The organism is Mycobacterium sp. MUNTM1 (assembly GCF_054660795.1).
In genome coordinates this window covers 1-13,012 of sequence record NZ_BAAGDE010000072.1, presented here as the reverse complement: position 1 = coordinate 13,012, position 13,012 = coordinate 1, and the positions used below count along the sequence as shown (strand labels likewise).

The following is a 13,012-nucleotide window of genomic DNA, read 5'->3' as shown; positions in this document are numbered from 1 at the left end:
CGAACTCCTGGCAGTGACCTGGGAACTGTTCCCGGCGGGCCAAAAAGTGTTACCGTAATTGCTATGTCTCGGCTGAGTACCGGCCTGCGTGCAGGCGCCGCGTTCCTTGCTCTGGGTGTTACCGCTGCGATTTTCCCGTCGACCGCGGTAGCCGACTCCACGGAGGACTTCCCGGTCCCCCGTCGAATGATCAATACGACGTGCGACGCCGAGCAGATCCTGGCGGCCTCGCGGGACACCAGCCCGGTGTACTACCAGCGCTACATGATCGACTTCAACAACCACCCGAACGTGCAGCAGGCGACCATCGACAAGGCGCACTGGTTCTACTCGCTGTCGCCGGAGGACCGCCGGAACTACTCCGAGAACTTCTACGCGCCCGTGTCCGATCCGCTGTGGGTGGCCTGGCCGAACCACATGAAGATCTTCTGGAACAACAAGGGCGTGGTGGCCAAGGCCACCGACATCTGCAACCAGTACCCGCCCGGCGACATGTCGGTGTGGAACTGGGCGTAATCCCCGCAGCTTCAACACTATTCGGTCCCCTGTTGGGGGTCAGCTGCGCGCGCTGACTCGACTCCAGCGGCGCCCCCCGGTCAGCGCGGTTGTACCACTCCGCCCGCTGGGTGCTCGTCGACGTCGTTGAGGATCAGCTCGCGCACGGCGGGACGCGGTCCGTACGGTCGCAGCATGGTGCTGGCCGGCCGGGGTCGCACGTGCTGCGGCCACCAGAACCAGCGCCCGAGCAGGGTGGCCAGCGACGGTGTCATGAACGACCGCACGATCAAGGTGTCGAACAGCAGACCCAGCGCGATCGTCGTCCCCACCTGGGCCATCACCAGCAGCGGGCTGAACATGAACGTGGCCATGGTGGCGGCGAACACCAGACCGGCGGAGGTCACCACCGAACCCGAACCGGCCATCGCGCGGATCGTCCCGGTTTTGAGCCCGGCGTGGATTTCCTCTTTGAACCGCGATATCAGCAGCAGGTTGTAGTCCGAGCCGACCGCCAGCAGCAGGATGACCGCCATCGCCAGCACCATCCAGTGCAACTTCATACCCAGGATGTACTGCCATAAGAGCACGGAGAGTCCGAACGAGGCGCCCAGCGACAGCAACACCGTACCGACGATCACGACGGCCGCCACGACGCTTCGGGTGATCACCAGCATGATGATGAAAATCAAAGTGGCCGCGGCGATTCCGGCAATCAGCAGGTCGATGTCGGAGCCGTCGTGCATGTCCTTGTATGTCGCGGCGGTGCCGCCGAGGTAGACCTTGGCGCCCTCCCAGGGGGTGCCCTTGATCGCCTCGTGCACGGCCTGCTTGATCGGTTCGATGTGGTTGATGCCTTCGGGAGTCGCCGGGTCGCCTTCATGGGAGATGATCAGCCGGACGGCGTGCCCGTTCGGCGAGATGAACTGCTTGAGGCCGCGCGCGAAATCCGGGCTCTTGAACGCCTCCGGCGGAAGGTAGAACGTGTCGTCGTTCTTCGCTTTGTCGAAGGCGTCGCCCTGCGCAGTGGCGTTGTCGGACTGCGCTCTCGCCTGTTCGTTGAGGCCCTGCGTGATCGCATAGTTCGACATGATGGTGTCGAGGTTGCGCTGCTGGCTCTCGATCTGCGGCGGTATCAGCGCCACCAGCTTGGGCTGGATCCGATCCAGCTTGTCCAGGTTCGCGCTCAGGTTCACGATGTTCTCGGCGACCTGGTCGATGCCGTCGAGCGCGTTGAAGACCGACCGGAGCGCCCAGCAGACCGGGATGTCGTAGCAATGCTTCTCCCAGTAGAAGTAGCTACGGATCGGCCGGAGGAAATCGTCGAAGTTGGCGATGTCGTCGCGCAACTTCTCGGTGATCTGCACGGTTTCCTTGGTGAGCCTGGTGGTTTCGTGGGTGGTGTTGCTCAGATCCTGGGTGACCTGCATCTGCTCGTGCAGCGTTGCCATCGTCTTGTGCAGCTCGTCCGCCTGCTTGAGCAGGTTCGCCGCCTGCTCGTCCTGATAGTGCTGGGTCTGGATCCGGCCCGCGGCTTGCGCGCCCATCTGAAACCCGAGGGTGCTGTGGTCGAGCGGCGTGCCCAACGGCCGGGTGATGGTCTGCACCCGGCCGATACCGGGGATGTGGAAGACCGCCTTGGCGACCTTGTCCAGGACAATGAAGTCGGCCGGGTTCCGCAGGTCGTGATCGGTCTCGATCATCAACAGCTCGGGATTGAGACGAGCCTGGTCGAAGTGCCGGTCGGCGGCGGCATAGCCGACATTGGCCGGGGTGTCCGCCGGCAGGAAGTGGCGGTTGTCGTAGTCCGTCTTGTAACCGGGCAGGGCGAGCAGACCAACCAGTGCGACCCCGATGGTCACCGCGAGAACCGGTGCGGGCCAACGGACGACCGCGGTGCCCATGCGACGCCAGCCCCGGGTCTGCAGCGTGCGCTTTGGATCCATGAGCTTGAAGAACGACGCCACCGTCAGCACCGCTGGGCCCAGCGTCAACGCGGCGAGAACCGCCACCAGCATGCCGACGGCACACGGCACACCCAGCGACTCGAAATAGGGCAACCGGCAGAAGCTCAGGCAGTACATCGCGCCGGCGATGGTCAGGCCCGACCCGAGCACGACATGCGCGGTGCTGTGAAACATGGTGTAGAACGCTTTTTCGCGCGACTCGCCCAACCCGCGTGCTTCGTGGTAGCGGCCCACCACAAAGATCGCGTAGTCCGTTCCGGCGGCGATCGCCATCAGCACCAGCATGTTATTGGCGAAGGTGGAAAGCCCGATGACTCCGTAGTTTCCCAGGACCGCGACGACACCACGGGCCGCTGCCAACTCGATGAAGACCATCACCAGCATGATCAGCATGGTGACTACCGACCGGTAGACGAACAGCAGCATCACCACGATCACCAAAAAAGTGACGAGCGTGACCTTCGCGACGCCCTTCTCACCCGCGTGGGACTGATCAGCGAACAGCGGACCCGCGCCGGTGACGTATGCCTTGATTCCCGGTGGCGCGGGCACCGAGTCCACGATCTTGCGGACGGCCGCGGCAGACTCGTTCGCCAGCCCGCCGCCCATGTTGCCGGCGAGGTAGACCTGGACGTACGCGGCCTTTTGATCGTGGCTCTGGGAACCCGCCGCCGTCAGCGGATCACTCCAGAAATCCTGGACGTGCTGAACGTGCTTCTTGTCTTGCTCGACGCGCCTGACGATCTCGTCGTAATAGCGATGAGCCTCGGGCCCGAGTGGCTTGTCGCCCTCCAGCAGGATCATGGCCGAGTTGTCGGAGTTGAACTCTTTGAACGTCGATCCGACCTTCATCATCGACTGAAACGACGCCGCGTCAGTCGGACTCATCGACACCGAGTGGGTTTTGGCGACGACCTCCAGCTGCGGGGCCACGGTGTTGGTGACGAACACGATGCCCAACCACACCAGGACGATCGGCAGGGCCAGCCGATGGATCATCCGCGGCAGGAACGGCGGGATCAGCGGCTGGTCGACGCGCGGCGGAGCCTCGCTTGGCTCGCTCATGCGGACTTGTCCAGGCAATAGACGAAGGCGTTCACTGTTTGGTTGGGATCTGAGCGATTCGGAGTCTTGATGACGTCACCGCTCCCGTCGTGCTTGTTCACGACGAACTGGCAGGCGATCCAACTGCCGTCTCCTTGCGCCACCAGGTTTGCCGGGATGCCGGGCTTCGTTGAACTCAATACTTTGTTCCAGGGCAAGGGCACGTTGAGGGCCTGCTGCGGATGGGAGTTTTCGTCGAGGTAGTTGATGGTTGCCGTGCTGCCCGGTGGGCCCCAGACCTGGAGCGTGATCGTCTTGGCGTTGAACTCGTCGAGGACCTCGCCCGAGGTGCCGCCACCGAACGAACCCTTGTGAACGCCGAAGACGCCGTGCAACCGGTATACGACGAATCCCGACAGCGCGACGACAGCTGCGATCGTGAGCACCAGCCAGAAACGGCTTAGCAACCCCTTCTTCTTGGCGCGCTGTGGGGCGTCGTTGTTGCCCTCGCTGCCGGCCGAGCCCTGCTTCATTAGCGGCTCCGTCCTTGGCTCAGTCGTCGTCATGGGCGCTTCAAGTCCTTCACCACGGGCGAAACAATCAACGGCCTACGTGCAACCCTAGCGACGCCCCACAGCTTGTGGGTGTCGCTGCGGCGCTTGGTATCCAGCGGCCGCTCGCAGAGTTCGGGACCGTCCTCACCGGTTGCAGTTCGCCAAGCCACAGCGCTCCGGCCTCCTTTCTGGTTCATGAGGATTCCGAGATCAGGCCGATGCAGGTGGCCGTCAGCAGGCGGGTAAGGGCGGATGCGAAGTCCAGATTCCATTCGGGCGGAACGACTTCCGGCTCTTCGGCGTAGACGTCGGTCAGCTTCTCCGGCGGGTTCGCAACCTGCCACAGCGTGGCCGCCAGCGAGTACGCGGCCAGCAAGATGTCCAGCGAGCCCGATCGCCCGAGCTCGGGCAGCGCGCTGCCGATCGCGTCGGCCAGCGACAGTGTGGCCGCGGTGCTGATCCGCCTGACTTCGATGACCCGTTCGGCGTCCACCTCGTGTTCGAGGTGCAGGTGCAGGTTGGCCAGCAGGTCGCAGAACAACGGGTCGTCGGCCAGGGCCTCGGCGAGCGTCTCGGCGATGCGCGACGGTGACTTCGCGCCGGGCTCGGCCAGCTTCTCCGACACGGTATTCGACCACCGCACCCAGCCTTCGGCCGACAGGTGCAGCAGAACTTCCTTGTGCGAGGTGAAGTAGCGGCGCACCGCCGAATAGTGAATCCCGGCACGGCTGGCGACCGCGGTCAGGGTAACCGACGCGACGCCCGTTTCCATGGCCAACGAGCGTGCGGCTTCCACGAGGGCCTCCGCACGTTGGCGCTTCTTTTCCTCTGTGCGGGCGCGCTGGAATGTTAGTTGCGCCACCGGCTGAGCGTAACGCACATTGTGTGATTTGCATAACGCACGTCGCGTGATTTGTGCCGCGTCACTCGGCGGCGGCAAAACAGGTAAAGGTGTAACCATGCTCATCGTCCGGCGCCCGTCGAGCCAGCCCGAGTAGCGCGTGCAGACCATCGCCCTGATCGGGTTTCTCGGCGGCCTGATCACCGGCATCTCCCCGTGCATCCTGCCGGTGCTCCCGGTGATTCTGCTGTCCGGCATGGACAGCAGCCGAGCCGGCTCCCGCGGCGTGCGGTCCGCGACACGGCCATACCTGGTGATCGCCGGCCTGGTGTGCAGTTTCAGCCTGGCCACGCTGATCGGTTCCGCGCTGCTGACGGCGCTGCACCTGCCGCAGGACGCGATCCGGTGGGCCGCACTGGTGGTATTGGTCCTGATCGGCCTCGGGTTGATCTTCCCGCCCGTCCAGCACCTGCTCGAGCGGCCGTTCGCGTATTTTCCGCAGCGCCAGATCGGTTCGGGGACAGATGGTTTCGGCCTGGGTCTGACGCTGGGCGCCCTGTATGTGCCGTGCGCGGGTCCGGTGCTGGCCGCCATCGTGGTGGCCGGCGGGACCTCGTCGATCGGGGCCGGCGCGCTGGTGCTGACCGCGACGTTCGCCCTCGGCAACGCGTTGCCGCTGCTGGCCTTCGCGCTGGCCGGTCGGCGCGTCGCCGAACGAGTGACCGCGTTCCGCCGCCGCCAGCGCGTCATTCAGGTCGCCGGCGGGATCGCGATGATCGTGCTGGCCGTGGCGCTGGTGTTCAACCTGCCGGCGATGCTGCAGCGCGCCGTCCCCGACTACACGACCGCGATGCAGAACAAGCTGGGAGCCAACGACATCGAGCGCAGCCTGGGTTCGGCCCCGGTGCAGCAGCCGAACCAGGGCACCGGGCTGCCGCTGAGCCGGCCCGGCACCACCATCGACGGCGCGCTCGGCGATTGCACCAGCGGCACCGCCGAGCTGCAACAGTGCGGACCCGCGCCCGCCCTCACCGGCGTCACCGGGTGGCTCAACACCCCGGACGACAGGCCGCTGGACCCGGCATCGGTGCGCGGCAAGGTGATCCTGATCGACTTCTGGGCCTACTCGTGCATCAACTGTCAGCGCGCCATCCCGCACGTAATCGATTGGTACAACCGGTATCGGGACAGCGGGTTCCTCGTCATCGGGGTGCACACCCCCGAGTACGCCTTCGAGCGGGTGCCCGCCAACGTGGCCAGCGGCGCCGCCGACCTGCACATCACCTATCCCATCGCGCTGGACAACGACTACGCGACGTGGAACAGCTTTCAGAACCTGTACTGGCCGGCCGAGTATCTGATCGACACGAATGGGCAAGTGCGGCATACCAAGTTCGGCGAGGGCGATTACGACGACACCGAGAAGCTGATCCGTGACCTTCTCGTCGGCGCCCATCCCGGCGCCCAGCTACCCGCCGGGGTGCACGGGACCGACACCACACCGCGGACCATGCTCACACCCGAGACCTACCTGGGCGTCGGCAAGTCCGGAAACTACGGCGGCAGTGGGGAATACAAGTCGGGCACGCTGAGCTTCCCGCCGAACCTGGCCGACGACAAGTTCGCCCTGCGCGGCCTCTGGACCCTGGACGACCAGGGGGCCACGGCCGACGGCGACGACTCCGCCGTCCGGCTGAACTACACCGCGAAAGACGTCTACGCCGTCGTCGGCGGCACCGGCACGCTCACCGTGACCCGCGACGGCAAGACCACCACGACGCCGATCGGCGGAGCGCCCACGTTGCACCGGATCGTCGCCGACGACTCCGCACACCGCGATCAGCTGGACATGCAGGTCACCAAGGGCCTGCAGGTGTTTTCGTTCACGTTCGGCTAGCTGCCGGGTTCACGATTTCTTCGCGAGGCTGCCCAGCATCGCGACCACCACGCCGACCCCCACCAGCGCTGTGCCGGCGAGCAGCGTGGCGTTGAGCCATTGGTGCAGACCGGCTTCGGCGTGGTCGACCATCACCTCGGCGACACTGCGTACATTGCCGGTGGTGTGGTTGAGCGCATCGTTGAGGTAGCGCCGGGCAACCTCGATGCCCGCCCATCCGCCCGCGCCCACGAGCAGCGCCGAGACGCCCAGGCTGCTCAGCGCCTTCCCGCGGCGCCGCGCGGCGGCCACCGTGAGTAGCGCGCAGACACCGCACAGCGCCGCCGCGCCCACACTCACCCACGGGCCCCAGGTGGACAGCCGGCTCAGCCGGCCCTGGCGCATCGAGTGCGGGACCGAAACAGTAAGCGGGACAGTGAGTTTCGTGGGGACGGTGACGTTGTGACGGCTGAGCAGCGGCCTAATCGCGTCGTCGTTGAGCATCGGCGCCACGTCGACAGCCCATTGGTTGCCGGCGTCGCCGGCCCCCGGGTCGCCGAACAGCCAGCCGTGCGCCGCGCGGTTGGCCTGGGCGAACAGCGGCGGAAACGCCGGGCCGGCGGTGAAGGCCCGGGCGGCGTCGTGCACCTCGGAACCGTCGACCGGCGATCGGCCCCCACCACGCTCAGCGATGAGAGTCATTGCCCGGGTGGACAATTCGGATGCCATCGCCGACTGCAGAGCCGGGTCGGTCGCCGCGCGCTGCGCCAGCGCGGCGTAGCCGTCGGCGTCAACGACGTGCAGTTGCGTCCACGCCGCGGGGATCGCGACCGCCAGCGCGAGCGTGGTGATGAGCCACAACAGCACGGTCGCCGCGAATCGCACGCCTGCGAATCTACGCAATCCCCCGCACGTACGCGGCCTGCCCGAGGTGCTGGGCGCAGTCGTCGATGATGCTCACCAGCCGTGCGCTGGCCGTCACCGGCGGGTCCCAGTTGGTGTCCACCACGCGGGCCAGCTCCTCGGCGGTGACCCCGGCGATGTATTCGAGGGTGAGCTTGTGCACCGCGTGGTAGTAGCCGGACAGCAGGTTCGCGGGCGCCTGCACCTTGGCCACGTCATCGGGCTTGTGCCCGTAACCGCTGTCGTCGCGCGGCAGGTCCAGTCCGAACCGGTCCACCCAGCCGTCGCGAAACCACACCTGCTCGACGCCGGCCACGTCGGCCAGCTGGATGTCCTGCACCCGCGCGCTGTGCCAGAGCAGCCAGGCGATGCTGTTGGCGTTCGGGGCGGGCCGGTAGCCGGACACCTCCTCGGTCAGGCCCTCGGTCAGCTCGTCGACGTGTTCGATCAACCGGGTGAACGCGTCGCGCAGGAGTTCTTGGGTAGCGGCGTCGGCGTTGGACATACCACCGACACTACGGGCGCCTCAGGAACTCCCATGCCAAACGGCCTCGACGTTGTTGCCGTCCGGATCGCGCACGAAGGCGCCGAAATAGCCCGGGTGATATTCCGGCCACAGCCGCGGGGCGTGCAGCGACTCCGCGCCCAGCCCAATCGCCGCGTCGTAAAAGGCGCGCACCGCGTCTTCGTCGGTCGCGGCGAACGCCAGGTGCACCTCACGGTTGGGACCACCCGCGGCGCCGGCCGCCACGTCGGCGATCCAGAACGACGGCTTGCCAGGCCGGCCGTAGCCGATCACCGAACCGAAATCCAATTGGCGTGAGTACCCGAGGACCCCCAGCACGCCGTCATAGAAGGCCACCGATTTGGGGTAGTCGGCGCAGTTGATCCCTATGTGGTCGATCACGGAAAAGATCCTGGCACGACCCCCGCCACGGTCGTAGATTATTTAGATGACCTATGACCTCATCATCCGCAATGGCACGATTGTCGACGGTTCGGGGGGTGAGCCGTACGTCGGCGACGTCGCGGTGGGGGACGGCGTCATCGCCGCGGTGGGCGCGATCAACGGCGCGACCGCCGCGCGGGAGATCGACGCGACCGGGCTGCTGGTCACGCCCGGCTTCGTCGACCTGCACACCCACTACGACGGTCAATCCATCTGGTCGGAGCGCCTGACTCCGTCCTCGGCGCACGGGGTGACGACCGTGGTGATGGGCAACTGCGGGGTCGGCTTCGCGCCGTGCCGCCAGTCCGACCACGACGTGCTCGTCGACGTCATGGCCGGGGTGGAAGACATCCCCGGCGTCGTCATGACCGACGGGCTGCCGTGGACGTGGGAGACGTTCCCCGAATACATGGACGCGCTCGAGTCGGGCAAGCGCGACATCGACGTGGCCGCGTACCTGCCGCACTCACCGCTGCGGGTGTACGTGATGGGTCAGCGCGGCGCCGACCGCGAGCCGGCCACCGACGAGGACCTGGCCGAGATGCGGGCGCTGGCCAAGGAGGCGATCGAGGTCGGCGCGCTGGGCTTCGCGTCGTCGCGGCTGACCATCCACAAGACCGAAAGCGGTTCGCCCATCCCGAGTTACGAGGCGGCGCGGGAGGAGATCGAGCAGATCGCCCGCGGCGTCGTGGACGGCGGCGGCGGCCTGCTGCAGTTCGTTCCCGACATCCCGTCGGGCGGCTACCAGCCGGTGCTGCAGACGGTGTTCGACGTCGCCGAGGACTTACGCCTGCCGGTCACCTTCACCCTCGTCGTCGCCAACTCGGGCGACCCGTCCTGGCCGGACGCCATCACGATGATCGAGAAGGCCAACGCCGCCGGCGGCGACATCACCGCGCAGCTGCTGCCGCGCCCGATCGGGTTGATCATCGGCCTGCAACTGACGGCCAACCCGTTCGTGCTCTACCCCAGCTACCGCGAGATCGCGCACCTGCCGCTGGCCGAGCGGGTCGCCGAGATGCGCAAGCCCGAAGTCCGCGCCCGGATCCTGGCCGACAAGCCCGGCCAGGGACACCCGATCCTCTACGTGGCCCAGATGTGGGACTGGATCTTCCCGCTGGGCGACACCCCGGACTACGAGCCCGACCCGTCGACCAGCATCGGGGCCCGCGCCCGCGCGCGCGGCGTGGATCCGATGGAGGAGGCCTACGACCGGCTGCTCGACGACGAGGGCCGGGCCATGCTGCTGGTGGCGACCAGCAACCTGCAGAACAACTCGCTGGACACCGTCGGGGAGCTGCTGCACCGCGACGATGTGGTGCTGGGTCTCGGCGACGGCGGCGCGCACTACGGGATGATCTGCGACGCCAGCTACTCGACCTACTTCCTGACGCACTGGGCACGGGACCGCAAGGCCGGACGGTTCACCGTGTCCGAGGCGGTTCGCGAACTCACGTCGGTGCCGGCTCGCATCGCCGGGCTGGCCGATCGCGGCCGGATCGCGGTCGGCTACAAGGCCGATCTCAACGTCATCGACCACGCCGCGTTGCGGCTGCACAAGCCGATCATCAGTTACGACCTGCCCGCCGGGGGACGGCGCCTGGACCAGACCGCCGACGGGTATGTCGCCACGATTGTGGCCGGCGAAGTCATCGCCGAGAACGGAGTTCCCACCGACGCCCGGCCAGGCAAGTTGGTGCGCGGTCGCCAGCCTGTCCCCGCAGCCTCGCGATAACGCCACCAAAAGTGGCATATACCAGCTAAGTTGGGTCCGTGACGAACCCGCATTTTGCGTGGTTGCCGCCAGAAGTCAACTCGGCACTAATTTTCTCCGGTCCAGGTCCCGGGCCGCTGCTTGCTGCCGCGGCGGCGTGGGACGGCCTCGCCGAAGAGCTGGCGTCGTCGGCCTCGTCATTTTCTTCGGTCACGACGGATCTCGCCAGCGGGTCCTGGCAGGGCGCGTCGTCAGCGGCCATGATGTCGGTGGCCAGCCAGTATGTGAGCTGGCTCAGCGCGGCCGCCGCGCAGGCCGAAGAGGTGTCGCATCAGGCCTCGGCCATCGCGACCGCCTTCGAGGTGGCCCTGGCCGCCACCGTGCAACCGGCCGTCGTGGCGGCCAACCGCGCCCTGGTGTCGGCGTTGGCGGCAAACAATCACCTGGGTCAGAACACCCCGGCCATCGCCGACATCGAGGCGGCCTACGAGCAGATGTGGGCCTCCGACGTCGCGGCGATGTTCGGCTATCACGCCGACGCGTCGGCGGCCGTGGCCAAGTTGCCGCCCTGGAACCAGGTGCTGCAGAACCTCGGCTTCTCCAACACCAGCACCGCCGTCACGCGCCCGGCCAGCTCCGGCGCCGTCGCCCGCGGGTACACGTCGCGCATCGCCGGGTTCCTGCGGCCCTCGGCGCCGCAGTAGCGCCGGGACCCCGCGCCTATCCTGGAAGATCATGCGCACCAAGAAGAAGGTCGATATCCAGGCGCTGGCCGACGCGCTGGCGGACTACCCGTATGCGTACTTGGTCACCGTCGACGACGAATACCGGGTGCACACCGTGACGGTCGAGCCGCAGCTGCGCGAGGCCGCGCTGGACGTCGGGCTCATCGGCGGGCGCACCCGCAACAACCTCGCCCAGCGCGCCGACGTGACCCTGTTGTGGCCGCCTGCCGAGCCCGGCGGCTACTCACTGATCGTCGACGGCACCGCCGACGTGACTGAGGCCGGCGCCGAGACCGCCCGCCTGACCGTGGTGCCCACCCGCGCGCTGCTGCACCGTGACGCCGACTCCCCCGACGCCGCCAAGGGCTGCCTGCACGACTGCGTGGTGTTCTCGCTGCCGGCCTAGCGGAGATCACAAGCGGCTCGCCGCCATCGGGCTGGCGCCGTACAGTCTCATCCGTGAGCCGCGTCGCACCGCTCGCCCCGCCGTGGAGCGAAGAAGATGCCACTGGGATCAACAGCTGGGGTCACCCCGATCGCACCTACGAGCCGCTGCTCTTGGTGCGTTGCCTGCAGCGTCATCCGGCGCTGGCCTCCCGCCTGCGCAAGCTCGGCGAATCCCTTTATGTCGCAGCGCTTTTGCCGGGCCGTACCCGGACCATCGCCATCCTTCGCATCTGCGCGTTGGTGGGCTGTGCCTACGAGTGGGGCGGGCAGGCGGCGTTCTGGGGCCCGATCGCGGGCGTCAGCGAGGACGAGTGCGACGCGCTGGTCACCGGTGGGCCCGACGATCCGCGGTGGAGCCCGGTGGAGCGGACGCTGATCGAGGCGGTGGACGAGCTCGAGCGCACCGGCTCGTGGTCGGAGACGACGTGGATGGCGCTCGGGCGCTTCCTTTCCGACGAGCAGCGCATCGAATTGCTCACCGCCGTGGGCTGGTACCGCACGATCTGCACGCTGTGCAACGCGCTCGCGCTTCCGGTGGAGGGCTGGATGCGACCCTGGCCCGGGTCAGCGCGCTGAGCGGTCCCTACGCAGGCTGGGATGCTGATTCTTCAGTAGCGGCAACAACACCCGCCGCGGCATGAACTGAAACAGGCGGGTGCTGATCTGGCTCGGCAGCCCGGGGATCACCGTGCCGCGGTCGTGGTCGAGCGCGTCGACTCCGGCGCGCGCCACCTCACGCGACGGCTTCCACATGAATTTCGGGAACGCGTCGGCGAAGTCTCGCTCGTCCATGCCGGCGCTCTGCACGAACTCGGTGCGCACCGGCCCCGGGCACAGCAGCGCGACGGTGACGCCGGTACCGGCGAGTTCACCGCGCAGCCCTTGCGTGTAGTTGTTGACGAACGCCTTGGTGGCCGCGTAGCCGACCTGTCCGGGAAAGGGTTGGTAACCCGCGGTGGATCCCACGTTGAGGATCGCGCCGCGGCCGCGCGGCACCATCTGCTGGACCGCGCGGGTGCTCAGATCGATGACGGCCTCGACATTGACCCGCACCTGGGCGATCTCGTCGTCGATGGGGGTTTTGGTCACCGAACCCATGGTGCCGATGCCGGCGTTGTTGACCAGGATGTCGACGGTCAGGCCGCGACGCTCGACCTCCTCGAAAAGGCCGGCGCGGGCGACGGAATCGCCGACGTCGCAGGCGATCACCTCGACGCGGACGCGGCCGGCGAGTTCGTCGGCCAGTTCGCGCAGCCGCTCTTCGCGGCGGGCGACCAGCGTGACGCCATGGCCGCGGTCGGCCAGCTCGCGCGCGATGTCGGCGCCGATGCCCGACGACGCGCCGGTCACGACGGCGGTGCTGGTGGGTGCGGGAGTCGGAAGGGCCACGGATTGAACCTACTCGCCGCTTGCGAGCTCCCGGCTAGCTGTCGTGACCTGACACGTTGTTGTCAGGCGGCGAGCCGGCTGATTGGTGGTCGTCCGCCCAATGCGGAG

13 protein-coding genes are annotated in these 13,012 nt (G+C 67.2%); 6 read left to right on the top strand and 7 right to left on the bottom strand.

The window, feature by feature from the left end:
* The first annotated feature begins 63 nt into the window (after positions 1–63).
* On the top strand, positions 64–516 hold the full coding sequence (locus ACYQ8K_RS26985; protein ID WP_459973947.1) for a DUF5078 domain-containing protein: 453 nt from the start codon (positions 64–66) through the stop codon (positions 514–516).
* A gap of 80 nt (positions 517–596) precedes the next feature.
* On the opposite strand, the gene ACYQ8K_RS26980 is transcribed toward ACYQ8K_RS26985, so the two are convergent.
* From ACYQ8K_RS26980 to ACYQ8K_RS26970, 3 genes are all read right to left on the bottom strand, one after another.
* Positions 597–3,527 carry an MMPL/RND family transporter gene (locus ACYQ8K_RS26980; RefSeq protein WP_459973944.1) on the bottom strand — a complete coding sequence of 977 codons (2,931 nt, stop codon included), beginning with the start codon at positions 3,525–3,527 and terminating at the stop codon, positions 597–599.
* Positions 3,524–4,072 carry an MmpS family transport accessory protein gene (locus ACYQ8K_RS26975; protein WP_459973942.1) on the bottom strand — a complete coding sequence of 183 codons (549 nt, stop codon included), beginning with the start codon at positions 4,070–4,072 and terminating at the stop codon, positions 3,524–3,526. Before ACYQ8K_RS26975 ends, ACYQ8K_RS26980 begins: the two co-directional genes overlap by 4 nt.
* 181 nt (positions 4,073–4,253) lie before the next feature.
* Complete coding sequence (locus ACYQ8K_RS26970; protein ID WP_459973940.1) at positions 4,254–4,940, bottom strand: TetR family transcriptional regulator; 687 nt, start codon at positions 4,938–4,940, stop codon at positions 4,254–4,256.
* Positions 4,941–5,061: 121 nt separating this feature from the next.
* Between ACYQ8K_RS26970 and ACYQ8K_RS26965 the strand changes: the two genes are divergently transcribed.
* Positions 5,062–6,798, top strand: a complete 1,737-nt coding sequence (locus ACYQ8K_RS26965; RefSeq protein WP_459973938.1) for a cytochrome c biogenesis protein DipZ — start codon at positions 5,062–5,064, stop codon at positions 6,796–6,798.
* 9 nt (positions 6,799–6,807) lie between these two features.
* Here ACYQ8K_RS26965 and ACYQ8K_RS26960 read toward each other — a convergent pair whose 3' ends face one another.
* From ACYQ8K_RS26960 to ACYQ8K_RS26950, 3 genes are read right to left on the bottom strand one after another with little or no spacing between them, the layout of a single operon-like run.
* Positions 6,808–7,662, bottom strand: a complete 855-nt coding sequence (locus ACYQ8K_RS26960) for a hypothetical protein (RefSeq protein ID WP_459973936.1) — start codon at positions 7,660–7,662, stop codon at positions 6,808–6,810.
* A 10-nt stretch (positions 7,663–7,672) separates the two neighbouring features.
* Positions 7,673–8,185: a mycothiol transferase gene (locus tag ACYQ8K_RS26955; protein ID WP_459973934.1), complete on the bottom strand. Its 513-nt coding sequence runs from the start codon at positions 8,183–8,185 to the stop codon at positions 7,673–7,675.
* 21 nt (positions 8,186–8,206) lie between these two features.
* Positions 8,207–8,587, bottom strand: coding sequence for a VOC family protein (locus tag ACYQ8K_RS26950; RefSeq protein ID WP_459973932.1), 381 nt, complete (start codon positions 8,585–8,587; stop codon positions 8,207–8,209).
* A gap of 46 nt (positions 8,588–8,633) precedes the next feature.
* Between ACYQ8K_RS26950 and ACYQ8K_RS26945 the strand changes: the two genes are divergently transcribed.
* From ACYQ8K_RS26945 to ACYQ8K_RS26930, 4 genes are read left to right on the top strand one after another with little or no spacing between them, the layout of a single operon-like run.
* Positions 8,634–10,364: an N-acyl-D-amino-acid deacylase family protein gene (locus tag ACYQ8K_RS26945; protein ID WP_459973929.1), complete on the top strand. Its 1,731-nt coding sequence runs from the start codon at positions 8,634–8,636 to the stop codon at positions 10,362–10,364.
* 38 nt (positions 10,365–10,402) lie between these two features.
* A complete protein-coding gene (locus tag ACYQ8K_RS26940) occupies positions 10,403–11,047 on the top strand; it encodes a PPE family protein (protein WP_076052442.1) in 645 nt (214 codons plus the stop codon).
* Positions 11,048–11,078: 31 nt separating this feature from the next.
* On the top strand, positions 11,079–11,474 hold the full coding sequence (locus ACYQ8K_RS26935) for a pyridoxamine 5'-phosphate oxidase family protein (RefSeq protein ID WP_459973921.1): 396 nt from the start codon (positions 11,079–11,081) through the stop codon (positions 11,472–11,474).
* A gap of 53 nt (positions 11,475–11,527) precedes the next feature.
* Positions 11,528–12,091, top strand: coding sequence for a carboxymuconolactone decarboxylase family protein (locus ACYQ8K_RS26930; protein ID WP_459973919.1), 564 nt, complete (start codon positions 11,528–11,530; stop codon positions 12,089–12,091).
* Here the strand turns inward: ACYQ8K_RS26930 and ACYQ8K_RS26925 are convergent.
* Entirely contained in the window at positions 12,080–12,904 is an 825-nt protein-coding gene (locus ACYQ8K_RS26925) for an SDR family NAD(P)-dependent oxidoreductase (RefSeq protein WP_459973917.1), read from the bottom strand. The genes ACYQ8K_RS26930 and ACYQ8K_RS26925 overlap by 12 nt on opposite strands.
* Between the last annotated feature and the right edge of the window lie 108 nt (positions 12,905–13,012).

Coding starts and splice junctions, on each gene's coding strand:
- ACYQ8K_RS26985 (WP_459973947.1), top strand. CDS start 64: ATGTCTCGGCTGAGTACCGGCCTGCGTGCAGGCGCCGCGTTCCTTGCT.
- ACYQ8K_RS26980 (WP_459973944.1), bottom strand. CDS start 3,527: ATGAGCGAGCCAAGCGAGGCTCCGCCGCGCGTCGACCAGCCGCTGATC.
- ACYQ8K_RS26975 (WP_459973942.1), bottom strand. CDS start 4,072: ATGACGACGACTGAGCCAAGGACGGAGCCGCTAATGAAGCAGGGCTCG.
- ACYQ8K_RS26955 (WP_459973934.1), bottom strand. CDS start 8,185: ATGTCCAACGCCGACGCCGCTACCCAAGAACTCCTGCGCGACGCGTTC.
- ACYQ8K_RS26945 (WP_459973929.1), top strand. CDS start 8,634: ATGACCTATGACCTCATCATCCGCAATGGCACGATTGTCGACGGTTCG.
- ACYQ8K_RS26935 (WP_459973921.1), top strand. CDS start 11,079: ATGCGCACCAAGAAGAAGGTCGATATCCAGGCGCTGGCCGACGCGCTG.